This window comes from Alphaproteobacteria bacterium, assembly GCA_002869105.1.
GTDB lineage: Bacteria > Pseudomonadota > Alphaproteobacteria > UBA7879 > UBA7879 > UBA7879.
The window spans coordinates 49926-75012 of record PKTP01000003.1 but is presented as its reverse complement, the minus strand read 5'-3'; the positions used below and the strand labels follow the sequence as shown (position 1 = coordinate 75012).

The window sequence follows — 25087 nt, the reverse complement described above, 5'->3', positions numbered from 1 at the left end:
AGATATCATACTACAAACGCGGAACATATCGTTGGAGCGCTTTGATTAAATAATTTTTGGTATTGGGACTGTAAGTGCGTGAAGCAAATATTCTTTTTTGTACATAATGGATGCATACACTACTCTCTTCTTTGTAAAGTGGCAGGCAAATAGACTTAATAAAATTTTTGTATGAATTCAAAACATCAAGTTTTTGCTCTCCCGTTAAAATCCATTGGCCATCTCCCGTTCTTTTAATATTCCGAAGGCGCATAAAACCGGACTTCAGCCAAGACTCTTCTGGTTGACTGGGGTTATAGTTAACAGCCTTTGTTGAAGCGATCGTTTTATTCTCAACACTCTCTTCCTCTTCCTCATTATCTTCAGTTTCATAGCCCTCATCGTCACTGTCTTCGTTTTCATAGCCCTCATCGTCACTGTCTTCGTTTTCATAGCCCTCATCGTCAAGAGAGGTTTCATACCTTTGATTCCCCCTGGTATTTGCTCGAGCTTGCTCATAAATTTTTTCAATCATCCGCGCAGGTGTATAGTAATTGAGGCTGCGGTTCATCTCTTTTTTTGAGATGTCCGTGCGTTGCGGCAACGATTCAAGCCACTGCTTCATAATGCCTTTGATCAGGCCTGCCTTCTTTAGTTGGATTTTTCCTTTTATTGGATCGACACGATATATTGCTTGAAATAAAGCAATGGCCTCTGGGAGATAAACAGTATGGACACCGCTCTTTGTCTTGATTTGAAAAGAATATTTCTTGCGCGACGCTGGTGCCTTTGGCTGATTATCCGCAACATATCCTGATAAGGTTGCAATGAGGGGCCCGGCAATACTGGAATCAGACGTTTTTGAGAGCAACATGACATCAAGCTCTTTAAGGTACTGGCCTAACTTATGTGGTTGAGTGTCGATTATGGCATTGAACTTATTGGCCTCTCTTTTAACGATATTCATACACTTGCGAAACCGACCTAAAGGATCTTTGCCCTTTTCAAACCCTGGAATCATCAACATTTGATAAAGAACTTTCATAGCCGAAGACGCTGCACCACTCTGACAAGATTTAGGATCAAGCTGGATTCGACCATAAATTAAATTTCCAGGACCGGTTTGCTGGGCGATTTGACCAGATACATGACTCGTGAATATGATAAAAAAAATAAGGGACGTAAAAGTTAGTTTTATCATTGTGCCTCCATTAGTAATTACTATAGCCCGCACATGCCTCTTAGATCAATGAAATGTCGCTGGCAGTTATTACTGTCAAACTAAATTAATTATTATTATATTTATAAAAATAATTACTATATAATAAATAAATATATAATTAAAATCTTCCTGTTTGGATAAAATAAATTTGGGAGCTTGCGCCCAAAAAAGTTTTGTGGCAGGTTACAGCTGCTCAAACACCATAGGATGAAAAGCTATGATTAACGCTATTGTGCAGGGATGCGACAGAGTGCTTCGACGCTATACCCCTGATCCTTTTATCGTTGCACTTCTTCTGACATTTACCATTTTTATCCTCGGTCTTAGCCTCACCGATAAGTCGGCTGGCATGCTTGTTGTCTATTGGGGTAATGAATTCTGGCAACTGAGTGTTTTTACCATGCAAATGGCGATGATCTTAATTGGGGGATATGCCCTCGCCTCCTCACCGCCTGTGGATCGCTTTTTAACAAAAATAGCTCAATCGTTAACCAGTTCACGCCAGGCTGTGGTTGTGACGTCAATTTTAGGACTCACTGGATGTTTATTTAACTGGGGATTTGGCCTGGTTGTGGCAGCGATTTTCTGCCGCAAAGTAGTTGCCGTAATGCCGCATGTTAATTTTCGTTTAATGGTTGCAACAGCATACAGTGGATTTATGGTATGGCATGGCGGCTTTTCAGGGTCTATCCCCCTTCTGATGGCAACCCCAGGGAACTTCACCGAAAAACTGATTGGCCGCGTTGTGCCCATTCAAGAGACATTGTTTAATTGGCTGAATATTACCGCGGTGATTGGTGTTTATTTGGCCATTCTAGCTTCTAACTATTTCTTAGGAAGCATTAAGAAATATAAAATCGTCGAGGTGCCTCAAGAGCCTGAGTATGATGACAGCGCTGAACACTCAACCACACCCGCAGCCAAACTTGAACGGAGCCGCGTGGTCACCTACATCACCTTCGGACTTGCTTTTTTGTTTATTTACAACAAAATCGTGATGGGATGCTTTACGTTTGATCTCAACCATGTGAACTTTATGTTTTTGATGCTGGCTTTTTTCCTTCATCAAAAGCCCATACGCTTTGTCCAAGCCGTTTATACCGGCACCAAAAAAGTGGGCCCTATTTTGCTGCAGTTTCCTTTTTATGCTGGGATCATGGGCATTATGCGTGAATCTGGTTTGGCACAAATCATCTCAAACTTTTTTGTTGAAATTTCAACCGCTGATTCCTTTGCGTTTTTGACGTTTATCAGCGCCTCTATTTTAAATCTTTTTGTGCCTTCTGGAGGTGGACAATGGGCCATTCAAGCCCCCATTGTTATTCCAGCAGCACATGACTTAGGGGCGGATATTATCAAAACCTCTATGGCAATTGCTTGGGGCGATGCCTGGACCAATATGCTTCAACCCTTTTGGGCACTCCCCGTGCTTGCCGTTGCAGGCCTCCACCTGCGGGATATTATGAGCTATTGTCTTTTCTATTTGATCACGTCTGGCATTGTTCTGATCAGTGTGTTTTTGATCTTTTAAATCTTTTTCTTGTTAAAGAACCATATGCCATACACCTCAAGGGCAAGGCCTATATAGGCAAAAACCTGAAGAAACCAAAAGCCAGCCCGCATCATCTTAATAAGATCCAGCGGATTTTTCCTTAAAATTTCCAGTTTTTGTGCCGATAGCTGAGGCAAAATCATCAGACTCACAACGATCATATTCAACAGGATCACGATCAGCTGAACCAACAGCAAGTATCCTAAAAGCTTGGACCAATACGCCTGGGTTTTTGGCCATGCAAAAGGAATATTTTCTGGTTTATCATTAGCTGCCCCAACAAAGGCCGGTGAGAGCCGCGCAAATAAAAACAAGTAAGAAATTTTCATGACAATGGCCAGCCCCAACAAACCATAAACGCCCCCACCAGCGAGCATTCCTAAGACCGAAGAGAGCACTGACATAAGAAGGCTGTTCATAAAAAATAAACCTAAGGAAAGCACACCATACGTGAAATATCGACGATTGGGCTGGGGAATTAAAATGGTTTTATGCCGGCGTCTCGTGGATAAAAAGCGGATCCATTCAACAGCAAAGACCACCTGAAAAATATAATCAAGCAGGGTAAAAAAACTAAACACAGGGTTGCTGAGCGCTGGGAAAGCCACTTGAAGTAGCCGACTTAAACCGATGAAAAACAAAGGTAAAGCTGTCATATAAAAAATCTGCTTGTGGTTTTGGACCAGGCTCATAAAAGCTTGTTTAAGGATAAAGATCGGCGTGTTGTTTTTTTTCTGAAAGGCCATGAATACTGCATTGATTGTTCGCAGTTAACTTACCTGATAATGCACTCTTAAATCAATATGAAGGCTGCTTCACGGCCCAAAAAGCTGCAAAGAAGTCATATCCAGATGAAAAACCGTAAAGCGCGCCATCTTTTAGCCACTTGAGGGATGTGTGAAGATAAGGATCCACATACTTACCGCGGTAGTAATAAGGCGTCCACATATCTCCCGTTCCTTGCTGGTAATGGTAGAGACGCCAAAAACCTTGATATTCTCTTTCTTGTTCTAACATCTCTAATGCTTTTAAATAATTTGTCATCAAATGAGGCTTATCCCACATGTGGGGCAGAGAGAGATGGGTACCGTAATGTTGGAACCCAAGCGTCTGAAAAGCAATCAATGGGACGGGATCCCCGGCTTGAGAAACATTGAGGTGATGTCCCTGTAATTCCTGGTCTAGAAGCTCGGCCGTTGCAATGTCATAAACTCGGGGAGCCGCAAAACTAACAGCCTTGGTTTTAAGATTATACTGAGAGAGAATATATCCCTGCAAAAGTTGAGTAAGCCCGCCGCCAAGGCTATGCCCAGTGATGGTGACTTTTTCAAGGAGTTCTTCTAATGATGACTGTCGGGATTGTGCAATTTCATCCAGGATATTAAAGACTTTATCTTTGGTGCGGTAAAATCCTTTCATAATGCCATTATGAACCCGAAACCCTGTATTTTTATCATAAGCAAAATTAGCCCAAAAATCTGAAGCCCAGTTATTAGCGCTACTTGATCCCTTGTAAACAACAGTGATATCGCCATTTTCATGTTCAATGATCATCCCAGAATTTTCAACTTCAGTTGCAAAGTAATAAACCTTGTCTCCTGGCTCGAGATAAACTTTCATTTTTTCCAGATGACTGCCATCTTCTCTGGGCTGGATATAGGCCATCTTGGCATATTCCCCATATTTCCGAACCTTTGAGAGCGATAAACCGACAATCTCTGGATCCAAATCTTTATCAGAAGCCAAAGCAGATTGAGCAGCGCGCTCTTTTTCACAGAAAGGGTCTGATGAGAGTGAAGTCTTTATTGAGCTAACTGCTCTTGTGCAGTCATTGGCTGATGCCAAAATTTCTGCATCACTCATCATATCTACGCGAGCATATGTTACAGTTAAAACACCCAAAAACGTGAAGATTATTTTTTTCACTCTATAGCTCCCAAGTAACTAGTACAGAAGTTAACCGCTCTTCATCTGCCAATCTAGAACTGCCTGTATTTCCAAGAGGATAGTCTTCAGGCTCCTCATCAGAAAAGTCAATATCTGAATAGCCTGGAGAACAAGGTCTTTCTTCCGCCACACCCCGTGATTCTCGAGCCATTTCAGCTGCCTGTTGACTGCTCTGCCGACAAGCTACCGCTTCACGGCTTGCATAAGCAATTTCTTCATCCAACATTTGTTCGCAAAAGCGATCTGAAGATGGCGACCAATCATGCTGCATTGCTGCTGTCATAGGCATTGCCTCAGCTTGCCGACGCGAAGGCTTGCACATCTGAGGCATTGCTGCTGATGTCTCTTGACGAGCCATTCTTGGATAATAGCCATAAGCTGTCTGCAAGCGCATATCTGAAAGAGATCTTGAGTTCCTTCTTGATAACATGGACGAATCCTCAGTCATTGTCCGGACAACTATTGGTGGTGAAATGGATCGGGCCAGCGAGCATCCTTGTCTTTCATGTGAATGTCTTTCAAAAGAGCGAGAGACATGAAATCTTCCACGTGGATTCAAAATACTCTCAGGACTTATCGGCCTTGCCCTTTCCAGCCCAACGGGAGTAGTTGTTCTGTACCAATGATCTGTCCTGGGACTGTCTTTGATCAAGCTCTCTTTTCAAAGCTTCCAACTTAATCCTATGCATCTCATGAATCCTTGCCATTTCTTCACGCTTTGTTATCTCGAGTTCCCAGCGCTGTTGCTCAAGTTTCTGAATCTCATTCTCAAGGTTGATTTGAGATCTAGCTTGTGGTTTATCAACAAGGGTTTCACTTTCCCTTTCTGAGTAACGATAAGTAATTGGACCCGTAAATTTTCTTTGTTCAATTTTACGACTCCCCGACAAAAAATAACTTCGTTTTGCTTTCAAAAACCACTTAATTCTGCTGGGTAAGGTTTTTTTCCATTCTGTCACAGTCACACTAGCTGGCTTAGATAACAATGGTTGCAAAATATCCACCTTATCCATTGTTCTTTGACCTAAATCTGGGAAATAAATAAGCGTTCCTAGAAGATCAATATAATAGCCTTCGCGATCAGAAGGATTCAAAATACGAAGAACCTGAACACCGTTAGGAACTTTTTTAAGGCCTTTTGTTTTTCTCTCATCCTCTCCATAATATGAAGCAACCCTGAAGGCACCAGACGTGAAAACACGTCCAAGGATTTCAAGTGAGCTCTTGAGTAAAGGGCTTTTTTTATCCTCAGGAGGCAGAATTTGGTTTAATAATTGCCTAATAATTCCCTGATGTTGAGCATTTATCTCTCTATCGTCAACCGGCGTAAGCTCCTCTTCTCCCACAAAATCACCGGGATCAGCTGGACTATAAATAAGGAGGCCGGGGGCTTTTTCATCTTTTACTAACGTTGAAGGGAAGACGTTTTGCCACGCAAAAAACTCATTGTCTGCCCCAAAATAACCGGGGGTAAACTTTTTCGATTGATCTCCGTCATAAGCCTGCCTTTTAAGCCCCTGGTTCATTGCCGTTTCTAGAATGCGACGCATGTCCTGCGTCATTTGATCCGAAAGCATTTGTTTGATTTGAGCAGCCCTGCGACAAGCAAATTTTATTCCACGTCCAAATTCAACAATCTTCATACCTAAATTACGAGCAAAGTCTTTTTGACTAACGATTTTTCGCCCTTCATCAACAATCTTCGCGGTTATTAACGCTGCAAACGTTGCAAGATAAACCCCAAACTCACCCGTTAAAAAATTTTCTGATCCATCGGCACTTGCTTCCGCTGTTGTGGTGCCATTCATCGCATAAGATTTACTAGGCATAAATAATGAATTCATGGAAATGAGGAGCGCAAAAAAAGGTGCTAAATGCCTGGAAGCCATGTTTTCTATACCTGCTAGTAGCATTAACTTAGCACAGCTCTTAGGTTAAAAAAATAGTCTAAAATAACTTTAAGATAGCGGACCTAGTTTAAAGACCTCTTGTTCAAGCCCTTTCATCAAAGATCCATACTTCTTAAACGCTTGATTGATAACCTTCTCATTATATAATTTATAACAATTTTTTAAGTACTTTTTAATAATATATAAAGGTATTCTTAGTTTTTAATACTCTAAAGTTTATTTATGATATACAATTAGAGCAAAGCTTTTTTAAATGATGTATTTGGAGGTTTGTGCAAACAAAATGCAACTAGAGCCTTATTTTTATAACTCTGCAAAATCTGACTTTATGAGGGATTTAACAAGCCCTCTCAAAGGTTTTGGCATTAATCATTTCGCATTCATTAGGATGTTTGATAAACAATCTTTTCGTCTCGCAGATCAGCCTAACTGGCTACGCACCTATTTTGAAAATGAATTTTACAATGACACAGAGCTTTATCAAGAAGTAATAAATGATTTAGAGCTTGGCGAAGAAAAATTTAAGTTTTTAACGAATCAGCCTGAAGGCCCCCATCAAAATCTATTAGTGGAGAATAACCTTTGGCATTTTCTTCTTCATTTTAAACGATCAAAAAACTTTGTCGACTTTTGGTGCTTTAGTGCAGAGCCGAGTAATTCAGAAATTTTAAATGATTATATAGGGAACTTGAATAAATATAAGAATATAGCGAATCAACTTATAGGCAAGATAGTTCTCGAAATGGAAGAAGATTGCAATCATCAAAAATTTATAAAGACTGACTTATCTTTGCCAAAACTTAAAAACAGGTATGCTTATAAGCACCTCAACTGCGGCCAAATTCTAAGTATTGAGCTCACAGAAAAGCAAAATCAATGTCTATTTTTTTGTTATGAGAGGATTTTCTAATAAGCGAATTGCTAGTGAGCTAAACATTAGCCCCCGAACAGTTGAATCCTACATTTCGCAATTAAACTTAAAATTTGGCGTTACTTGTAAATCAGAACTTGCTTACAGATTAAACATAGAGGCAATCAATGAATAATTATAATTTTTTTTTCTGTTACTCCTTTCTTTAACAACATCATTTATTAAATCTGACCCGCAAATAAAAGTTAATTTTAAGGATAATTTATTTATAAAAGTTCATGTTCCTGACAGGGGCATTGTGTGCTCCAATGTTGAACGTGTTCATCGCCTTAAAGATTTATTAAAAAACGCCACCCTTCATAAAACTTCCTGGGGTACTAATGTTTATATTGGCACCTATGAAAACAGGCCTATGTTTATTGTGAATGCACCAGTTGGAAGCGGCTCAGGACTGGTGTTTACAGAACTATATGTAGCTGGTGCGGTATACATTGTACGGTTCGGTTCAGACGACGTAAAATCCCCTCAGCAATATGAATTTGATGTTGTTAAGCTTGTGAATGAAAGTGACAATTTGGTGGGATACAGCCATGCAAGTGGTGTCGCGCCTGAAAAATGGGCTGAGGCAATCCCAGCTTCTAAGAAGTTATTAAATGCGTTTAAAACAAATGTGAAATTTCATAATCTGAAGGTTGAAGAAAGAATATGTCACCACTTGGAAAATTACCACGCCTTACGCAATCCCAAAATCTACTCTCCAGAACGACAGGCCCGCATTCAGAAAATATTATCTAATCTTAAAAGACGCAAAGATATAAAAGAAAGTTTTGATATGGAGACAGCTGTTTTATATCAGGTTGCTCAAGATTATGAACGGCATGCCATTACTTTACTTCAGACAGTTGATAAAGAGTCTTTAATTGGTCCTTATGCAGGTCAAAACCTGGAGAAGGCTTTAGTTAATGAGCGAAAAATTTCCACCTACGCGCTGGATACTTTGGCTCAATTATAATGTGGCTTCTTTGATTGGCCCGGCTCTATAGAAAAGCAAACTCTTAAACTCTGATACAGAACGCATCACTATCTATGGATTTATCTGCATAATAAAATCTTTATTAGTCGTGGGCTAACCCAAAATATCATCTCTCGAATTATTTGACGGGGGCACCTTTAAGGGATAAATTGACACCGTAACAAATCCTGATTGGACAATGGCTGGACATTCGCAGTTTAAAAACATTATGCACCGCAAAGGGACTCAAGACAAAAAAAGAGCCAAAGTTTTCACCAAGATCATTCGTGAGCTGACCGTTGCAGCAAAATCAACTCCAAATCCAAGCGCTAACCCACGCCTTAGAGCCGCCATTGCCACAGCCCGAGCAGCCAACATGCCAAAAGACACCATGGAACGGGCCATTAAAAAAGGGTCCAGTGGTGAAGATACCACCAACTATCAAGAGGTTCGCTACGAAGGATATGGCCCAGCTAGCAGCGCGCTTATTGTTGAAGCCTTGTCTGATAATCGGAATCGAACTGCTTCAGAGTTGCGGACAATTTTTAATAAAAATGACGGCAGTTTAGGCGAAACGAATAGCGTTAGCTTTCAGTTTAACCACCACGGCCTGATCACCTTTAAAGCAGAAACCCTTGAATTTGACACCCTTTTTGAAGAAGCTCTTAAAAATGGCGCTCTTGATGTTTCAACACAGGACGATCTTCACCAAGTTTTCACAGATCCAACCGAGGTCCACAAAACAGCCGAAAGCCTTCAGAAAGCAGTCGCTGTTGAACCCCATTCATTAGAATTGATCTGGCAACCACAGATATATATTGAGGTGGACAATGACCAGTTGGAGTTGCTGCAAAATCTAATTTCTTTGCTTGAAGATAATGATGATGTCCAAAAAGTATTCTGTAACGTCCGCTTGCCAGAAGCAGACCCCACCAATACTGAGTGAAAATTGGCATGCGCATACTTGGCATTGACCCTGGCTTGGTTCACACAGGATGGGGAGTTATAGAAACTACTTCTTCAGCAAACCAATTCCTGGCAGCTGGCGTTATCAAACCCAAACCTTCAGCGCCGATATCGGATCGTCTGGCTCAGATTCATAATGAATTGATGGCTGTTTTATTTGAATACCAGCCTGACTCTGCTGCCATTGAAGATACATTTGTCAATAAAAACCCCGCCTCTGCTCTAAAGCTTGGAATGGCCCGCGGTGTGGCATTCAGCTGTCCAGGCATCCATAAAATTGCGTGCGTGCAGTATTCTCCCAATCAAATCAAAAAAAGCGTTGTCGGGGCTGGCCATGCAACCAAGGATCAAATTAATCACATGGTCCAAATCATTTTAGGCGTGCGCCAATCCTTGAATGAACATAGCGCCGATGCACTTGCTGTTGCTATTACCCACCAGCATCATATATCATCTCATAAAATATTAAATTCATAATGATTGCTCAATTAACGGGTCTATTTGTTCGCGGCACTGAAAATCATCTCATCATCAATGTTCAAGGAGTTGGATATTTAGTATGGGCCACACGCCCCACCATTGAACGAGCAATGGTGGCTTCTGGACCTCTCACTCTAGAAATTCTGACTCTTTTTAAACAGGATTATATTGTTTTATATGGCTTTGACCAAGAAATTGATAAAAACATTTTTGAACTTCTCCTGAATGTTCAAGGGGTTGGGGGTAAAATGGCCTTAGCTCTCATTAGCTCTCTTGGCACGACCGCCATTCTTTCAGCCATTCAGATCCAAGATCATACCCCTCTTACACAAGCAAGTGGGGTTGGTCCAAAGCTTGCTCAACGGATCACCCGGGAACTCAAAGATAAAGTGAGCAAATTATCTTCCCTCCCCATTTACACGGAGGTAGGATCAACGGATCCTAAAACAGCCGCCTATGTCGATGCTCAACACGCGCTGATCGCCCTGGGTTATAAAAGCCATCAGGTCAATCAAATCCTCAAAAAAATTGCGGATCAAAACACTGATCTTACCATTGACCAAGTGATAACATTAGCTCTTAAACACCTGAGTCAATTAGGATAACCGATGTCGAATTCAGACCTTCTCAAACCAGATCTCCTGTCAGAAGATACAATTCAGGAAAACAACCCAGCGCTTCGGCCCAAATCTTTTAGTGATTTCATTGGCCAAGACAAGATAACCCAAAATCTCAGCACTTTCATCCAAGCAGCTCAAAAGCTCAAAACCCCTCTTGATCACGTTCTTTTATCTGGCCCTCCTGGGCTTGGCAAAACAACGTTGGCTCAGATTATCGCCAACGAGCTTGGCGTTGGTTTTAAAATGACATCCGGCCCCATCATTTCAAAATCAGGAGATTTAGCAGCATTGTTAACCGGCCTTCAACCCCATGATATTTTATTTATTGATGAAATTCATCGCTTGCCAATAGCTGTTGAGGAAATCTTGTACCCTGCCATGGAAGATGGCAAGCTTGACATCCTGATTGGCGAAGGCCCAGGGGCGCGCAGTATTCAGATCACCCTGCCGCCTTTCACGCTTATTGGCGCAACCACCCGATCAGGGCTTCTAAGCCAACCTCTCCGGGAACGGTTTGGCATCCCGCTTACCCTCCAGTTTTACGAACCCCAAGAAATCGAGAAAATTATCACGCGTAATGCCAAAAAACTGCATGTTTCACTCGATCAAAGTGGTGCTCAGGAAATCTCTAAAAGGTGCCGGGGCACACCGCGTATTGCGGGGCGCCTTCTTCGCCGTGTGCGCGATATTGCCGTTGTTCTGAATAAGAATAATGTTGATAACACTCTTGCAGATCAAGCACTGAGGCAGCTAGAAATTGATGATTGTGGCTTTGATGAGACTGATCGAAAGTATTTGCACGCCATCGAAATTTACTATCAAGGGGGGCCTGTAGGCGTTGAAACCCTTGCCGCCCTTCTCTCGGAGCAGCGCGATATGATTGAAGATGTGATAGAACCATACCTGATTCAACAAGGATACATTCAGCGGACTCCACGCGGCCGAATTCTGACCCTTAAAGGAAAAAACTATGTCTCAGAAAGTCAATCCTAATCTTCTAGAGCCCACCTCCGGCACCTTCAACAACGGTATTCATGAAATTCCTTTTCGGGTCTATTACGAAAATACCGACATGGGCGGTGTTGTTTTCTATGCTGAGTATTTGCGTTGGTTGGAGCGGGCCCGTACAGAAATGCTAGATGCTCTGAGTTAAACCAGAAAGAGCTTTATAAAAAAGGGATTCTTTTTGTCGTCCATGATTTTTCGATTAAATATCTCAAACCCGCCGTTATGGATGATGTGATAGTTGTAAAAACGCAACTCTTAGATAAAAAAAATACTTTCTTTACATGTGAGCAAGGGGTCTTTAGGAAAGAAAAAACGCTTGCTAAAGCAATAGTAAAAGTCTGTTGTATCAATACCTTAGGAAAACCCGTCCGATTACCTCACTTTATTTTTTGAATCTTTACAACTTTGAACGATTTTAATTAATTACTTACAGATATATCCATATATTGGTATAATAGGTATAACGAAATGCAGGGAAGTAAAAATGTTTAAAAAAAATATTCTATTACTTATTATCGTTTTTTTGCCTTTTATGGGCGCACACACTCTTCCGTTACGGTATGTTGATTCGGGAGAATCTCCCCCAATAACCCACACTCAAACTGTCAAGCTTTTGGGCACTGAATCTTTTCTATATAGAGTCTCGGAAGAGCCTTCTGGGGCCATCCGTGTCGAAAGAGCAAATGATCTTACCCACGTCGTCTTAAACCAAAATCGTTGGGAAGAGGCCATGAATCTTGTCACTAAAAAAATGACAGGTGTAGTAGATAATACGCCCATGACCGGCCTTACTTCATCTCAAGCCATGTCCTTGGATCAAGAAACCCAAAGCTGTATTTGCAAGGGAAAATACCACCGATCATCTAACTGTGCTTATGCTTGAGCCAGAAGCTGATCACACCATCAGCCATGCCTATCGTTTTGACTTAAAGAAACTTCTTATTGAAAAAAATTCTGAATTCATTAGTTTATCCATGCTTTTAGCTCAAACAGATGAGCAAAAAAATTTCATCGAAAAAACGTCAAAGGACGCGGGACTATCACCAACAGTCTGTTGGCACGAGGCAAAATTCACAACCCAACGAGCATGGACAAGACATCATTTTGAAATTACTGGGGGCTTGTATATGACAGGTTTTTTCTTTGCGGATCTGTTTATGAAGAAAGCCTTTTCATGGAATCCATATGCAGCTACAGCACTCTATGGATCTGCGATGACCTATCAGCTATGCCATCACCATCGCTGGGGGGATCTTAAACAGTCTTTGACCGCCCTCGGAGCGCTAGGCGCCCTCTCTTTTTCTCGATACCACGGACTTCTACCTATTTAAGTTTCTATCGCCCTATATCCTGTTTGGCCCATGGCATGTCGCGTTGCATAAGACGCCCCCCCAGGAATCTTTGAGAAAGCACGTAGGCCTACTTTTCTCAAGGTCTTTAAAAGAGGATTCTCGTTACTAAAAAGATGATTTAAACCATGGGTTGTTGCAATTAACTCTAGCGTGTCAAATCTACGGGACTGTTGATAGTGAGCTAGAGCCGTCTCATGGCCGATATCCAGCCCCAAATTATATATGGGCTTAAGCGTTTCAACCAGCATCATAACATCTCGGAAACCAAGATTTAAACTTTGGCCAGCCAAAGGATGGATCGCATGAGCAGCATCACCCACCAGCACAACACGATTATTGTATACTGAATTTAAAAACTTGAGAGTGAGTGGATATTGGTATTTAGGCCCAACTTTGGTTATTTCTCCTACCGAGGGATAACGCTCTTGAACAAGTTCTTTAAAGAGAGACTCCTCTAAGCTTAGAAGAGCCTCTATTTCCTGCGCCTGGCCGATCCACACAATGCCTGATTGATTGCCTTGCATGGGCAAAGTTGCAAAAGGCCCACTTGCATAAAACTTTTCATAGGCAATGCCCTCATGATTTTTTTGATGATCAATCACAGTAATGAGGGCTTTTTGGTCATATTGATGCTCAATAAAATCAATCCCTGCTTTTTCTCTAATCATGGACGAATGGCCATCTGCCCCCACCAGAAGGTGTGATACAAGAACCGTTCCATTGGATAACGTTAAGTGAGCACGTTTATCTGATTGATGCTGCAAAGATGCCACAGACATTCCATGATAAACATCAATCATCTCCATTGCGATCACCTCAGAAAAGCAAGCCTGCCTCATCTTAAATGCTGGCAGAATAGCGCCCATGGATGGGTGAGCCAACTTGAGATCTGAAGGGGTCTCAAACGTCACCACACTGGGTGAATCACCACTGCTGATTTGAATTTTATGGATGGGGGCGCTGTCTTTAGAAACTTTGGGCCATACCTGAACAGCAGTTAAAAAATCAATCGTGGCACTAGACAGAGCATAGGCGCGTATATCTTGCGTAGAAGAAAGAATTTTATCTTTGCTAAGCTTTTCAACAACAGCAACCCGCATACCAGCGTTGGCAAGCGACAACGCAAGAACAGACCCCACGGGGCCAGCACCCACAACCACAACATCATATGTTTTTGTTATGGTCATTTTTCCCTCCACAAACCAAGGTGTCGGTGTGCGCTTCGTTTAAGTGTTCAAATTTTCTGCAACAAAGTCCCAGTTAACCAGATGATTCAAAAACGTGTTCAGGTAATCAGTGCGGCGGTTTTGATAATCGAGGTAGTAGGCATGTTCCCACACATCACAGGTCATAAGAGGTGTATGGTTCGCAGAGCTAAGAGGCGTTTCTGCATTGCTTGTTTTAACAATTTTAAGCTGGTTCTCATCATTTTTAACAAGCCATACCCAACCACTGCCAAATTGAGACATGCCGGCTTGGATAAATTCACTCTTGAAATCCTCATAGGATTCAAAAGAGTCTTCTATTTTTTCAAGCACCTCTCCTGTTGGAACGCCGCCACCCTTGGGCTTCATTGATTTCCACAAAAATGTATGGTTCCACGTCTGCGCAGCATTGTTAAAAATGCCGACAAGATCAGCTTGGCCGCATGTCTCTTTTATAACTGTTTCCAGAGACATCCCCTCAAAACTTGTGCCCTTAATCAATTCATTAAGCTTGTTTACATAAGTAAAGTGGTGCTTTCCATGGTGGAAATTTAACGTGTTTTCAGATACATAAGGCTCTAAAGCGTTTAGAGAATAAGGAAGAGCGGGTAGTTGAAAGCTCACAAGTCACCTCCGGTTGATAAAGTTAATAGCCAAGCTGGCCTAAATTCAAAATGTATAATAGTATTAGCGCTAAGAAAAATCTAGAGTTTTATGGCAATCATTAGAGATGATTTTAGAGAATTGCTCCTGAAGCCTGCCAGAGGCGAAAAAACATTATTTTCCCTTGCTCTTACTTTGCAAAAAGATCATGTCGAATGTGTGTTATCTTTGCTCACACTTGCAAATGAATTCAAGCAAATCCCATCTAAAGCTCCCAATCCACTTATGGCCTCTACACGGCTGCGCTGGTGGATGAATCAAATGAATCCTGACTCAAACTCATCGGGTTCTTCTCCCTTGATTCAATGGATCAAATCTGCCTGGGGAGATAAGTTTGATGACCTCTCAAAAACCATAATCACTTTTATCCATAGCCAACTGAAAGTGTGGTCTCAAATAACAGACAAAACCCCAGAGATGAATCACACAGGCCTCATTTTACTGATCTTAAGCTCAGTGAAGCATTTGTATCCTCAACATATTCCAGAATTGGTTTTGAACGCCTGGGCTGAAAAATACGTCAAAATTCATGACAGCCCTCCCTCTTCTCAAGAACAGCGCCCTCAACGAACCTTCCCTGTTCTTTTAAAAGATCAGAAAGACCTCGCCTTCTTTGACAAACTTGATTACATTTTAGATCAACAGGAAAACGACCAACTGCGCGGTCAAAGCTTGGATCATATACAGACAAAGGTGTACTGGTATCTGTTCAAATATCACCTGAAAAAAATCCGGGAAAGATTGCACTTTTAGACGTTTTTTAATATATATAAATCAATAAAAAGCATGGAGACCATCATGAGCGATCAATATCAGTTTGAAGCAGAAGTTAGCCGTTTATTGGAGATTGTCACCCACTCTCTTTACAGTGAAAGAGAGATATTCCTGAGGGAACTTATATCCAACAGCGCGGATGCCTGTGACAGGCTTAGATATCTGACGCTCACAAATCCAGATCTCAAAAAATCAGCAGATGATTTCAAGATTACGATTCGGAGCAATCAAAAAGGAAAAACTCTCCTGATCAGCGATAATGGCCTCGGGATGAACCAAGAAGAATTAAAAGAAAATCTTGGAACAATCGCCCGCTCGGGCACGGGTCAATTTATTAAGCAGTTGCAAGATCAAAAAGAAAATTCAACCCGCTTGATCGGACAATTCGGGGTTGGATTCTATGCAGCTTTTATGGTGGCAGAAAAAGTTGAAGTGGTGACCCTCAAAGCGGGAGAAGACAAAGCCTACAAATGGACATCATCGGGCGCTGGCAGCTATACCATTGAAGAAACCAAAAAAGAAAGCCACGGCACTGATGTCACATTACACCTCAAAAAAGATGCTGAAGAATTTCTTGAAAAAAATCGACTCGAACACATTATTAAAACGTATTCTGACTTCATAACCATTCCGATATTCTTAGGCATAAATGCTGACAAACCTGAACAAGCAAATGCCGCAAAGCCCCTTTGGACCCTTCCAAAGAAAGACATCACTGAAAAAGACTATGAAGATTTCTATCACGGCACATGTCAGGCTTTTGACACACCGTGGCAAACGCTGCATTTTTCTGCTGAAGGAATCATCAATTATACAGGGCTGTTGTTCATTCCAAGCCAAAGGCCCTTTGATTTGTTTGATCCAAAACGTGAGGTTTCAATCAAACTCTACATCCGTCATGTCTTTATCACGGATAAATGTTCAGAGCTCTTACCCAAATATTTACGTTTTGTTCGCGGGATTGTTGATGCCGAAGACTTATCCGTAAACGTAAGTCGAGAAGTTCTTCAAAACGATCCAAGGCTTCGTAAAATGCGCCAAGGGTTGATTAAAAAAATCACCACAACGCTGCAAAAACAACTTAAAGATGATAAAAACGGTTACCTTAAGTTCTGGCAAAATTTTGGACCTGTCATTAAAGAAGGTCTTTACGAAGAGCCGAGCGAAAAAGATACTCTTCTTGATTTATCTCTTTTCTACTCTCATAAAACCAACAATCACATCTCTCTTGCTGAATATGTTGACGGCTTTCAAAAAAATCAAAAGGAGATTTATTATTTAAGTGGCTCTGATCTGGCAACTTTGAAAAACAATCCGAATCTTGAAGGGTTTGCTGATCGCGGTCTTGATGTGCTGTTGCTCACGGATCCTGTTGATGAATTTTGGTCATCTATGGTTTCAGAATATAAAGAGCACAAACTTGTATCCATCACCTCATCTCAGGTTGATTTATCTCCCTTTGACAGCTCAAAAGAATCTGAAACACAGGAAAACAAAACAGATCTAGCGCCTTTGATTGCGCTTATGAAAACAACCTTGGGTGATGCCATTAAAGACGTGCGTGAATCCAAGCGCCTAAGTTCAAGCCCGGTGTGTTTGGTACAGGACGATGGCGGCATGAGCGCCCGCTTACAGCAAATGATGCAGCAAGATCAAAAAATAAACCCCACGCAACATCAAACGCTGGAAATCAATCCCAATCATACTGTGATTCAAAAATTACTCAACGAAGTTGGCAACAAAGATGCCCTGCAACAGCTGCAAGATCAGTGTTGGCTTTTGCTTGATCAAGCGATGATCATTGACGGCATTCCTGTGACAGATGGTCAAGCCTTTGCCCAGCGCATCAATCGCCTTATGACGCGGTAAGTGAAGGACAAGGTTTTGTTGAATATTCCCGCGTGGTTGAACCAAGAGGCGCCCATTGTAGCGGAAAAGCTTCTGGGGTGCGGCCTCAGTTTTGAAGGACACAGCGGCATCATAACCGAAACAGAAGCTTATCGCGGTGCGGATGATCCTGCCTCACATGCATACAAAGGCATGACACCGCGCTGCTCTCCGATGTTTAAACAACCTGGAACCATATATATTTACCTGGTTTATGGTATGTACCATTGCCTTAACATTGTTTGCGAGCGTAACGGCACTCCAGCTGCGATTCTTATTCGGGGGCTTAGGCTTGAAAATGGCATCCATCTCGATGGCCCCGGAAAACTCTGTCGACATTTGGGGCTCTCTATCAAGCAAAATGGCACGCACCTTAATACAGCTGCTGGCATTCAACTTATTGAAAGAGAGACCATCCCAACCCATGGTGTGACACCACGCATTGGCATTAAAAAAAGTCAGGAAAAGCTATGGCGCTTTGTTCTCACTGATATAAAATCTACCCAACCGGATTAACTTTAAAGTCCGTTTTACCTAACAGAACAATCAAGTTTTGAAAAAGAGGCAAGCGGGCCCTATGGGATCCGGGGATATCATAGTCAGCAAATAGAAAGGCCTGCTTGGTGTCAGGATGCAGGTTATCAACGTCTTCTTTAATAGTATGGCCTGGGGGAAGTTCCCAACTATGAATCATCACTTCATTGACATAATCTCTGATGATTTGAGCACGATCACGATAGTACTCACGCGCTGTCATTTGACTTAATTTCTTAGCAAGATCACTGCTGAGTGTATACACAACATCAACTGCCACCGGCGTGTTATTATTCGCATTGTCTATGGCTTGAATCATAACTGAAAGTTGCTTGGCTTGCTTGACCTCAGGCCACCCTGCACCCTGAAGAGAGACACTTTCTTTTTCGCAAGCCATCAATAGGAACCGCCCCATTACAGTTAAAAATTTCATCATTTCAATCCCTTTCTATCTCTTCTTAAAAATTAAATTTAAAACCAGCCTTGATCATAAATCTATTTTTATATTTGTAGGACCCTGTTTTATTACGAAGCGGCACCCCATAGGAAACCATAGCATACAAAGGACCCCGAATCGTCACGTTTAAGGCACCATAAAATCCCCAGAGGGTATGAGACTTAGTTTGAACACCGGTAATGGCCTTATTCCAAGTATAGCCATACAAAAACCCTGGTTCAAGATTCATCGCATCAACCACCTGATCCCTCAGAAAGGTATAGGTCATGTTTAACTTTACATTAAAACCATTGTCGCCAGATAGCGCGTTGTATGGAACGAGAAAGTTAAATCGGCCCCCAAAGTTATATTGCTGATCTGCTAGCAGGGTTCGATTTGCAATCTGCAAGAAAACACTTTGATTAAATTGCACATCCTCAAAGTTGTTTTGCTGGGTTTCAATACCCAGTCTAAGAATCAACGGTGTTAAACAGCCGTGAATTTCATTGGTATCTGTTGAAATTGATTTATAGGCACCAAACCCTTTAATTCCTTTTTGAATATCCAGGTCATAGGTTACTTCGCCGGTTTCGTAGATGTATTTACCATGAAGCCCCAGCCACAAATTATCAATTCTGTGTGCTATATTTCGTTCCAAATTGGTTTTATATTTCAATTGCCCATAATAGCTTAAAATCCCAAGCATCCCTCTCAATACATGATGTGAATCACGGATCAAAAAATGCCTTACCTTAAAGCCAAACTCATTAGCAATGATGGCATATTTTTCAGTTAATGGTTTATCATCTTTTCTAAGCCTTAAGACATTGTAATGAATATCAAGATCCGTATCCTCCACACCCAGAGGCAGGGTATATTGATATTCTTGGACCGTGCGGGTGCGGTGCAAGAAAGAAAAGTCGTTGTGAAACCGCAAGTTATCATTCAAGCCAAATAGATTATTATAGTAAAAATCTGTCGGCTGACTCCACGATTTTCCGCCTTTATGATCTGACATCACAAAATCAGAAGAAATACCGAAGGGAATTCTTTTTACGTCGATGGTGAGAATTTTGCGCCCACTAGGATCAGACTCCTTCAACGACACCTCAATATGATAGCCCGGGATGTTTTTCAATTTGTGCTTAATATGCAATTGATCAACATGGCCTGCCTGATAGGTATGGGCAAGCTTCTGCGCTAAATAACGGATTTTCTCTGTTAAGCTCTCCACATCTCCAGTGAAAATTAAATCCACTTTCTCAAATTTCTTTACAGCGTCTGATATCCCATGGGGGCCAACAAACCCGGATACATTTGCTAAGTGATGACGGCTAAGACCCCGTTCCAGAGGAAAAGGATAAATGTCATATGAGGCCATTAAGCCAACGATTAGGATATACTTTCTTATTTTCATATCTTCATTCCTTTAATAATAAACCCGTGAATACCAAGGGCGCTTAATAATTTCTTCAATAAGCGTTGCATAATTTTTCTGTTTCAAAGGGGAGTCGACACCATATGATTTTTTGACAGCTGGAACTGAAAAGTCTTTTGGTATCTTGCTCAAGTCTGAAAATTTATTTTCTCTTTTGATTTCTTGGCCACTTCCTTGGAGAGAGATTTCATGCCATTCTTTTGTGTGGTGCAGGCTTTCCATGCCGCCCCGAATAAAATACCGTTGCAAGCGCATATCCACTTTTTCCTGATTAACAACTAAGTGCTCATGGAGCTTGCCTGTTTTGTAATAGCGGGCAAGTGTTGTTTTTAATTCTTCATTGGTTAAGGGCGGCTTTGATGGCTGGGGGTCTTTTTTGTCATCGTTCTTATCCGCTTTATTATCTTTGTCACTGTTATTCCCTGCCTTGGCCTCATCTCTTTTTTTCTTTTCTGCAGAACCTGCTGACGTCTCCTCTTTTTTCGGATGATCCTCCACCGGCTTTTCTGGAGGTTTTTATGTCTTTTTCTCTTCTTCTAACTGCTTCTTTTCAGCCTTTTTAGCTTTTTTTTCTGCTGTTTTTTTAATAATTTTTTCTTTGGCTGACTTTATTTGCTTTTCCGCTGAAGAGAGCTCAATAGGGAGAATATTTCCTGCGCGCTGTGTGCGCATCCCGTACACATAGGCCAGGTAAGAACTAACACAAACCAACCCCAATATGGCAAAAACAAGAAGAATAAACTTAAATTTCACAACGCACCCTACTCTAAGGAATCATAATTTGAACTTGGCCTGGAAAAGAAATCGTCACGACACCCCCAAACCCACAAACGGCCATGGATGTGTTATTGAGAGCAAGGCATACCCCCAATCATAACCGTAGGTGACCCAGGCGCCCACACAGAGGTTACAGGGGTGCACGGCATAGGTGTTAAAACGCCCAAAGCCGCGGCTGTTGCGGCAGCAACGGCGGGGTTTGCCAGACTCATGCACATACCAAAAGGCATGACTTCTGCAAAGGGAGTCGCTGAATTTATATGGCCGGCTGGCATGCTCTGCCCCATGGTGAGAGCCAATGGCAAAACTTCAAGAACACTCGGGGCCATCCCAAAGGTACAGGCACAAACTGCATTGGAAACCGTAAGTTCTGACATCCTACCCTGTTGTTAATATTGTATTTAACTTAAACTTTTTAAGACCCAGGCGCAACTAAGGTTTGCACTCAATATCATTTATTCATAAAATCTATAGAATGAATCATCTAGCTTTTTTCTTTCTGTACTTATCGATTTCTTTGTTAACGCAAGATACCCACGCTTCTGACTTGTCATTCGTGGAAATATGTACACAAGCCGGAAAACCAAAAATAGCAAAGAAATGCCAGTTTTATTCAAATTCCGAGAATATGGGAGCGATGTATACAACGTGTCGACATTTAGAAAAAGACCCCGCGTTATTTAAAAAGTGTCTTTTCAAATATGGGGATGCCCTTGATATGGCGGCTGTTTATGCAAATGGCATCGATCTTAAGCCAGATTTTTGGAGAGCAATTTCATATGTTTGCTCTTGCGAAAATCAAGTGTCTCCGGCTGAATTCGAAGCCATGATAAAGGTTCTTTACCGCGCAACCCAAACCAAAAACCTCGAAGAAAAGTTTCACTTTTGTAGATATGTCACATCGTCAGCTTCTGCGGCAGCTTGTTATGCGGCAAAACATCAAGCTATCATCCAATCACTAAAGGATGATTTGGAGGCGATTTCAAAATCTTTTTCACCCGCACAAAAAAAATCCTATGAAACGTTTTTACAATCCGCCCATGACTTCATTAAATCACATCTTGATCATGAAATAGATTTATCTGGTTCAGGGCGTTCATTAACAATCATGAATGAACACGAAGATTTGTTAAAATTACTCCTTAAAACGATAATAGAGTTAGTCAATAAGCAGTTGAAACCCGCGCATAAAACCTCCTGCAACTCTGCTGAGAGTCAAATGAATACAACCTATCAAGAACTAATCGATGTCTGTAAAAAACGAGGGAAAAAGATTGCAGACCTCTATGGCCCTACAAGAAAAGGCATTGAAAAAACGCAACAAAAGTTTTTCACCTTCCTCACAAATTTTACTTTGGTTGCGAGCGAACATGCACCCGATGTGCCCCCTCAAAAATGGCAACCACTCATAACCCTCTTTCGACTCAATCAACTCAAAAAACTTTTGCATCTTGTAACAGCGCATCAATGACACACCGTTCTTTCCTTAAGACTTGAATCGTGTGGCCCGTGGAAAGCCATTTGGAACAAAGCGGCCCGCAAGCCCTCGCTTACCAAGCCATAACCGCCAATCTTCAAACTGATAGGTCCGTTTGCCAATTTGCCATGTTAACCCATTTTCTTCATCAAAGAATGTGACATCGGCTAATATACCACTGCGATATTTTTGAAGGGTCACCCCTCTTCCTTTGGTCATGAGGGGCAATTCATCAACTTTATAAATAAGCAGGCGGCGATTATCTCCCACAACCGCAATATGATCACCTGTTACCACCCGACAAAGCGCCGCTTGGACTGGCTTCATCACATTCAGAACTTGGCGGCCATTTTTTGTTTGCGCAACCAGCTCTTCTTTTTTCACAAGGAATCCTCGGCCATCTGTTGAAGCCACGAGCACTTTTTCTTGTGCTTCCCCCTCTGCTAATAGCAAAATCTGTTGAATGCTCACATCATGATCTAGGTCTAGAATAACACTCAGCGGCTCCCCAAAGCCGCGTCCACTTGGCAGCTCATGAATGTTCAGCGTATAGAAACGGCCATCAGACGTCATGACCAACGCTTTATCCGTGGTATAACAAGGCGCAGCAAAGAAGTCGTGATCTCCATCTTTATATTTTACATCGCTTACATCAACAGATCCTTTCAATGTTCGGATCCAGCCATTTTTTGAACAAATCAGAGTAACATTTTCTTTTGTAACAAATGCATCTGTTGGGATATCCGCAATCTCAGCCGCCACTTTAAAATCCGTTCGACGCTGAACAAGATCTTTTTGCTGATTGAACGTTTTCCTCACCTCTGTGATTTCTTTTTTGATTTGGCTTGTTTGCTTAGACTTTGATTCAAGCAGGCCTTCAAGAGAAATTTTTTCTTCTTTCAATGCAGTGTGTTCTTTTCGTATCGCCAGTTCTTCAAGTTTTTGAAGTGTGCGCAATTTGATATTAAGAACAGCTTCAGTTTGTATATAAGTCAATCCCCAGCGCTTCATGATTTCATTCTTTGGATCATCTGCCGTTCGTATGACGGCGATTACCTCATCTAAATGGATAAAGACAATTAAAAAACCATCTAAGATTTCTAATCTTCTAGAAATTTTTTCAATGCGGTAGCTGGTACGGCGTTTTAATATCTCGTAACGACTGGCAATGAAAGCTTTTAAGATGTCAATTAAGGATAAAACTTTCGGCACACCTTCTGCCGTCAAAACATTCATATTCAAAGAAAGACGTGTTTCAAAGTCCGTGTTTTTAAATAATGTTGACATTAACAGTTCTGGATCAACCTGACGATTTTTAGGCGTCAGCACAATTCGAATATCTTGAGCAGACTCATCTTGAATATCGGCCAGCAACGGTAGTTTCTTCGCAAGAAGAAGATCAGCTGTTTTTTCTATCAGTTTACTCTTCTGAACCAGGTAAGGGATTTCTGTCACAATAATCTGATACCCGCCTCCCTTTAAGGACTCAATGTCATACCGACATCGAACCCGCATACTTCCCCGGCCGGTTTGATATGCATGACGCATAACGTCAGAAGAGTCTACAATTGTCCCCCCTGTTGGTAAATCAGGCCCTGGGATAAAAGCCATAATATCATCAAGAGATGCCTCTGGATGATCAAGCAAATGAATTGTACTGGCACATAACTCATCAACATTATGAGGGAGAATAGATGTGGCCATCCCCACAGCAATCCCAATAGCACCATTGGCCAAAAGATTGGGAAAGGCTGCTGGTAAAACCATAGGCTCTTGCTCACTGCCGTCATAATTAGGACGAAAAGGAACTGCATCCTCATGAATACCTTCTAATAACATCAGAGCAACCGGTGAAAGCTTAACCTCTGTATACCGTGAAGCCGCCGCTTCATCGCCATCAATACTACCGAAATTCCCCTGCCCCTTAATAAGCGGATAACGCATAACGAACGGCTGTGCCATCCGCACCAACGCATCATAAACCGCCTTCTCACCATGGGGGTGATACAAACCTTGAACCGGCCCCACCACACGGGCAGACTTTTTAGTCGCGGTATTGGGGAGAATTTTCATCTCGAGCATGGCATATAAAATACGCCGCGTGACCGGCTTTAATCCGTCGCGCACATCCGGGAGAGAGCGGGAAACAATTGTCGACATTGCATAGGACAGATAGCGATCCCCCAGAGCTTTGCGGAATTGAACCGATTCTATTTTGTCAGAAGTCTTAAGTGTCACGATTGAAAGCCTTTCTTAGTAGCATTCTTCTTGAGTTCATCACATCTGTCAATCGACAGGTGTCATTGAAATGTTTTAAAATAAAATATTCAGCAATCAAAACAATAGATTTCAACTCATCTTCACCGATACTTTTTCCCAAAAAACTTTGGGTGTTGTCAGCCCCGTTTTCAAGCATACATTGGGGTAGTTTAAAGAGTTTATCTTGATAGGGCAAACCAGCTTCATAACTGACGGCCTGTCCTGATTTTGGGGAAACCCAAGACAAATTTTCAGTTCCACCGGTTGCCGCACACTGATCTAACGTGAAACCATATCCAAGAGATTCCAGTACAGTCAGTTCAAAAACACCTAAAGCCAAAAGAGGATCTTTAGGGATAGATTGGAAAATCTCAAGCATAGAGTCAAAAAGGAGTGGATAGGCGTTGCGCTCTGGCAAAACTAGGGAAAGAAGCTGACAGGCGTAACTCGCAACACCCATCTTGATCGGATCAAAAATCAATTGCGCGGTTGAATCTTGAATCACCTCTAACTGCCATAAACCCAGTTGTGTTTCCAGCCTTGCTTGCCAGTGACACGCGCACAAAACTCCCAGAGACAAAAATGAGATTGTTTTTTTTGACGGGCGATAAATGCCCTTTGCGAGTCCATTATTTTGCGTAAATAGCGTAAGGATTAGCTTGTTTTCACCAAATTTCCGCATTTCAACAATAATGCCTTGGTCACTCCAATGCACCAT

Annotated in this window: 28 protein-coding genes and 1 pseudogene; 15 read left to right on the top strand and 14 right to left on the bottom strand. The window is 41.8% G+C overall.

Annotated features, from left to right (window positions below; all coding sequences use genetic code 11):
• Positions 1 to 10 precede the first annotated feature (10 nt).
• Complete coding sequence (locus C0582_01275) at positions 11 to 1180, bottom strand: hypothetical protein (GenBank protein ID PLX30166.1); 1170 nt, start codon at positions 1178 to 1180, stop codon at positions 11 to 13.
• A 238-nt stretch (positions 1181 to 1418) separates the two neighbouring features.
• Here C0582_01275 and C0582_01270 point away from each other — a divergent pair, with 238 nt between their 5' ends.
• Positions 1419 to 2732, top strand: a complete 1314-nt coding sequence (locus C0582_01270) for a short-chain fatty acid transporter (protein PLX30165.1) — start codon at positions 1419 to 1421, stop codon at positions 2730 to 2732.
• On the opposite strand, the gene C0582_01265 is transcribed toward C0582_01270, so the two are convergent.
• From C0582_01265 to C0582_01250, 4 genes are all read right to left on the bottom strand, one after another.
• Positions 2729 to 3499, bottom strand: a complete 771-nt coding sequence (locus C0582_01265; protein PLX30164.1) for a hypothetical protein — start codon at positions 3497 to 3499, stop codon at positions 2729 to 2731. The two genes, C0582_01270 and C0582_01265, sit on opposite strands and share 4 nt — an antisense overlap.
• A 52-nt stretch (positions 3500 to 3551) precedes the next feature.
• Positions 3552 to 4679: a hypothetical protein gene (locus C0582_01260; protein PLX30163.1), complete on the bottom strand. Its 1128-nt coding sequence runs from the start codon at positions 4677 to 4679 to the stop codon at positions 3552 to 3554.
• A 1-nt stretch (position 4680) separates the two neighbouring features.
• Entirely contained in the window at positions 4681 to 5094 is a 414-nt protein-coding gene (locus tag C0582_01255; protein ID PLX30162.1) for a hypothetical protein, read from the bottom strand.
• 172 nt (positions 5095 to 5266) lie between these two features.
• The gene (locus C0582_01250; GenBank protein PLX30161.1) at positions 5267 to 6589 is read right to left on the bottom strand and encodes a hypothetical protein; all 1323 of its coding nucleotides are present in this window, start codon (positions 6587 to 6589) and stop codon (positions 5267 to 5269) included.
• A gap of 277 nt (positions 6590 to 6866) precedes the next feature.
• On the opposite strand from C0582_01250, the gene C0582_01245 reads away from it, so the two are divergent.
• From C0582_01245 to C0582_01200, 10 genes are all read left to right on the top strand, one after another.
• Complete coding sequence (locus C0582_01245) at positions 6867 to 7520, top strand: hypothetical protein (protein ID PLX30160.1); 654 nt, start codon at positions 6867 to 6869, stop codon at positions 7518 to 7520.
• Positions 7504 to 7656, top strand: a complete 153-nt coding sequence (locus tag C0582_01240) for a hypothetical protein (GenBank protein PLX30159.1) — start codon at positions 7504 to 7506, stop codon at positions 7654 to 7656. The genes C0582_01245 and C0582_01240 overlap by 17 nt, the downstream gene beginning before the upstream one ends.
• Before the next feature lie 123 nt (positions 7657 to 7779).
• Positions 7780 to 8493: a hypothetical protein gene (locus tag C0582_01235; GenBank protein ID PLX30158.1), complete on the top strand. Its 714-nt coding sequence runs from the start codon at positions 7780 to 7782 to the stop codon at positions 8491 to 8493.
• Positions 8494 to 8692: 199 nt separating this feature from the next.
• Complete coding sequence (locus C0582_01230; protein PLX30157.1) at positions 8693 to 9439, top strand: YebC/PmpR family DNA-binding transcriptional regulator; 747 nt, start codon at positions 8693 to 8695, stop codon at positions 9437 to 9439.
• An 8-nt stretch (positions 9440 to 9447) separates the two neighbouring features.
• Positions 9448 to 9936 carry a crossover junction endodeoxyribonuclease RuvC gene (locus C0582_01225; protein ID PLX30285.1) on the top strand — a complete coding sequence of 163 codons (489 nt, stop codon included), beginning with the start codon at positions 9448 to 9450 and terminating at the stop codon, positions 9934 to 9936.
• Positions 9936 to 10544, top strand: a complete 609-nt coding sequence (gene ruvA / locus C0582_01220) for a Holliday junction branch migration protein RuvA (GenBank protein ID PLX30156.1) — start codon at positions 9936 to 9938, stop codon at positions 10542 to 10544. The genes C0582_01225 and ruvA overlap by 1 nt, the downstream gene beginning before the upstream one ends.
• Before the next feature lie 3 nt (positions 10545 to 10547).
• The gene (locus C0582_01215; GenBank protein PLX30155.1) at positions 10548 to 11552 is read left to right on the top strand and encodes a Holliday junction branch migration DNA helicase RuvB; all 1005 of its coding nucleotides are present in this window, start codon (positions 10548 to 10550) and stop codon (positions 11550 to 11552) included.
• A gap of 114 nt (positions 11553 to 11666) precedes the next feature.
• On the top strand, positions 11667 to 11960 hold the full coding sequence (locus C0582_01210; protein PLX30154.1) for a hypothetical protein: 294 nt from the start codon (positions 11667 to 11669) through the stop codon (positions 11958 to 11960).
• Between the two features lie 91 nt (positions 11961 to 12051).
• On the top strand, positions 12052 to 12450 hold the full coding sequence (locus tag C0582_01205; protein ID PLX30153.1) for a hypothetical protein: 399 nt from the start codon (positions 12052 to 12054) through the stop codon (positions 12448 to 12450).
• Positions 12443 to 12898: a hypothetical protein gene (locus tag C0582_01200; protein PLX30152.1), complete on the top strand. Its 456-nt coding sequence runs from the start codon at positions 12443 to 12445 to the stop codon at positions 12896 to 12898. The genes C0582_01205 and C0582_01200 overlap by 8 nt, the downstream gene beginning before the upstream one ends.
• On the opposite strand, the gene C0582_01195 is transcribed toward C0582_01200, so the two are convergent.
• On the bottom strand, positions 12895 to 14118 hold the full coding sequence (locus C0582_01195; GenBank protein ID PLX30151.1) for a hypothetical protein: 1224 nt from the start codon (positions 14116 to 14118) through the stop codon (positions 12895 to 12897). The genes C0582_01200 and C0582_01195 overlap by 4 nt on opposite strands.
• Before the next feature lie 27 nt (positions 14119 to 14145).
• Complete coding sequence (locus C0582_01190) at positions 14146 to 14748, bottom strand: superoxide dismutase [Fe] (GenBank protein PLX30150.1); 603 nt, start codon at positions 14746 to 14748, stop codon at positions 14146 to 14148.
• A 90-nt stretch (positions 14749 to 14838) separates the two neighbouring features.
• Here C0582_01190 and C0582_01185 point away from each other — a divergent pair, with 90 nt between their 5' ends.
• From C0582_01185 to C0582_01175, 3 genes are read left to right on the top strand one after another with little or no spacing between them, the layout of a single operon-like run.
• Complete coding sequence (locus C0582_01185) at positions 14839 to 15540, top strand: hypothetical protein (GenBank protein PLX30149.1); 702 nt, start codon at positions 14839 to 14841, stop codon at positions 15538 to 15540.
• Between the two features lie 42 nt (positions 15541 to 15582).
• Positions 15583 to 17430, top strand: coding sequence for a molecular chaperone HtpG (locus tag C0582_01180; GenBank protein ID PLX30284.1), 1848 nt, complete (start codon positions 15583 to 15585; stop codon positions 17428 to 17430).
• 15 nt (positions 17431 to 17445) lie between these two features.
• On the top strand, positions 17446 to 17964 hold the full coding sequence (locus C0582_01175; GenBank protein PLX30283.1) for a 3-methyladenine DNA glycosylase: 519 nt from the start codon (positions 17446 to 17448) through the stop codon (positions 17962 to 17964).
• On the opposite strand, the gene C0582_01170 is transcribed toward C0582_01175, so the two are convergent.
• The 5 genes and pseudogenes from C0582_01170 to C0582_01150 form a co-directional block, all read right to left on the bottom strand.
• Positions 17948 to 18415, bottom strand: a complete 468-nt coding sequence (locus C0582_01170; protein ID PLX30148.1) for a hypothetical protein — start codon at positions 18413 to 18415, stop codon at positions 17948 to 17950. The two genes, C0582_01175 and C0582_01170, sit on opposite strands and share 17 nt — an antisense overlap.
• A gap of 25 nt (positions 18416 to 18440) precedes the next feature.
• Complete coding sequence (locus C0582_01165; protein ID PLX30147.1) at positions 18441 to 19835, bottom strand: hypothetical protein; 1395 nt, start codon at positions 19833 to 19835, stop codon at positions 18441 to 18443.
• A gap of 12 nt (positions 19836 to 19847) precedes the next feature.
• On the bottom strand, positions 19848 to 20354 hold the full coding sequence (locus C0582_01160; GenBank protein PLX30146.1) for a hypothetical protein: 507 nt from the start codon (positions 20352 to 20354) through the stop codon (positions 19848 to 19850).
• An 18-nt stretch (positions 20355 to 20372) separates the two neighbouring features.
• The gene (locus tag C0582_01155) at positions 20373 to 20609 is read right to left on the bottom strand and encodes a hypothetical protein (protein PLX30145.1); all 237 of its coding nucleotides are present in this window, start codon (positions 20607 to 20609) and stop codon (positions 20373 to 20375) included.
• Between the two features lie 13 nt (positions 20610 to 20622).
• A pseudogene (locus C0582_01150) lies at positions 20623 to 21010 on the bottom strand (DUF4280 domain-containing protein).
• A 98-nt stretch (positions 21011 to 21108) separates the two neighbouring features.
• Between C0582_01150 and C0582_01145 the strand changes: the two are divergent.
• Entirely contained in the window at positions 21109 to 22104 is a 996-nt protein-coding gene (locus C0582_01145) for a hypothetical protein (protein ID PLX30144.1), read from the top strand.
• 15 nt (positions 22105 to 22119) lie between these two features.
• Here C0582_01145 and parC read toward each other — a convergent pair whose 3' ends face one another.
• Together parC and recO are read right to left on the bottom strand one after the other, a co-directional pair.
• The gene (gene parC, locus C0582_01140) at positions 22120 to 24351 is read right to left on the bottom strand and encodes a DNA topoisomerase IV subunit A (protein PLX30143.1); all 2232 of its coding nucleotides are present in this window, start codon (positions 24349 to 24351) and stop codon (positions 22120 to 22122) included.
• A complete protein-coding gene (gene recO, locus C0582_01135; protein PLX30142.1) occupies positions 24338 to 25087 on the bottom strand; it encodes a DNA repair protein RecO in 750 nt (249 codons plus the stop codon). Before recO ends, parC begins: the two co-directional genes overlap by 14 nt.

Coding starts and splice junctions, on each gene's coding strand:
- C0582_01275 (PLX30166.1), bottom strand. CDS start 1,180: ATGATAAAACTAACTTTTACGTCCCTTATTTTTTTTATCATATTCACG.
- C0582_01270 (PLX30165.1), top strand. CDS start 1,419: ATGATTAACGCTATTGTGCAGGGATGCGACAGAGTGCTTCGACGCTAT.
- C0582_01265 (PLX30164.1), bottom strand. CDS start 3,499: ATGGCCTTTCAGAAAAAAAACAACACGCCGATCTTTATCCTTAAACAA.
- C0582_01255 (PLX30162.1), bottom strand. CDS start 5,094: ATGCGCTTGCAGACAGCTTATGGCTATTATCCAAGAATGGCTCGTCAA.
- C0582_01250 (PLX30161.1), bottom strand. CDS start 6,589: ATGGCTTCCAGGCATTTAGCACCTTTTTTTGCGCTCCTCATTTCCATG.
- C0582_01245 (PLX30160.1), top strand. CDS start 6,867: ATGTATTTGGAGGTTTGTGCAAACAAAATGCAACTAGAGCCTTATTTT.
- C0582_01240 (PLX30159.1), top strand. CDS start 7,504: ATGAGAGGATTTTCTAATAAGCGAATTGCTAGTGAGCTAAACATTAGC.
- C0582_01230 (PLX30157.1), top strand. CDS start 8,693: ATGGCTGGACATTCGCAGTTTAAAAACATTATGCACCGCAAAGGGACT.
- C0582_01225 (PLX30285.1), top strand. CDS start 9,448: ATGCGCATACTTGGCATTGACCCTGGCTTGGTTCACACAGGATGGGGA.
- ruvA (PLX30156.1), top strand. CDS start 9,936: ATGATTGCTCAATTAACGGGTCTATTTGTTCGCGGCACTGAAAATCAT.
- C0582_01215 (PLX30155.1), top strand. CDS start 10,548: ATGTCGAATTCAGACCTTCTCAAACCAGATCTCCTGTCAGAAGATACA.
- C0582_01205 (PLX30153.1), top strand. CDS start 12,052: ATGTTTAAAAAAAATATTCTATTACTTATTATCGTTTTTTTGCCTTTT.
- C0582_01200 (PLX30152.1), top strand. CDS start 12,443: ATGCTTGAGCCAGAAGCTGATCACACCATCAGCCATGCCTATCGTTTT.
- C0582_01185 (PLX30149.1), top strand. CDS start 14,839: ATGGCAATCATTAGAGATGATTTTAGAGAATTGCTCCTGAAGCCTGCC.
- C0582_01170 (PLX30148.1), bottom strand. CDS start 18,415: ATGAAATTTTTAACTGTAATGGGGCGGTTCCTATTGATGGCTTGCGAA.
- C0582_01165 (PLX30147.1), bottom strand. CDS start 19,835: ATGAAAATAAGAAAGTATATCCTAATCGTTGGCTTAATGGCCTCATAT.
- C0582_01145 (PLX30144.1), top strand. CDS start 21,109: ATGAATCATCTAGCTTTTTTCTTTCTGTACTTATCGATTTCTTTGTTA.
- recO (PLX30142.1), bottom strand. CDS start 25,087: ATGGTGCATTGGAGTGACCAAGGCATTATTGTTGAAATGCGGAAATTT.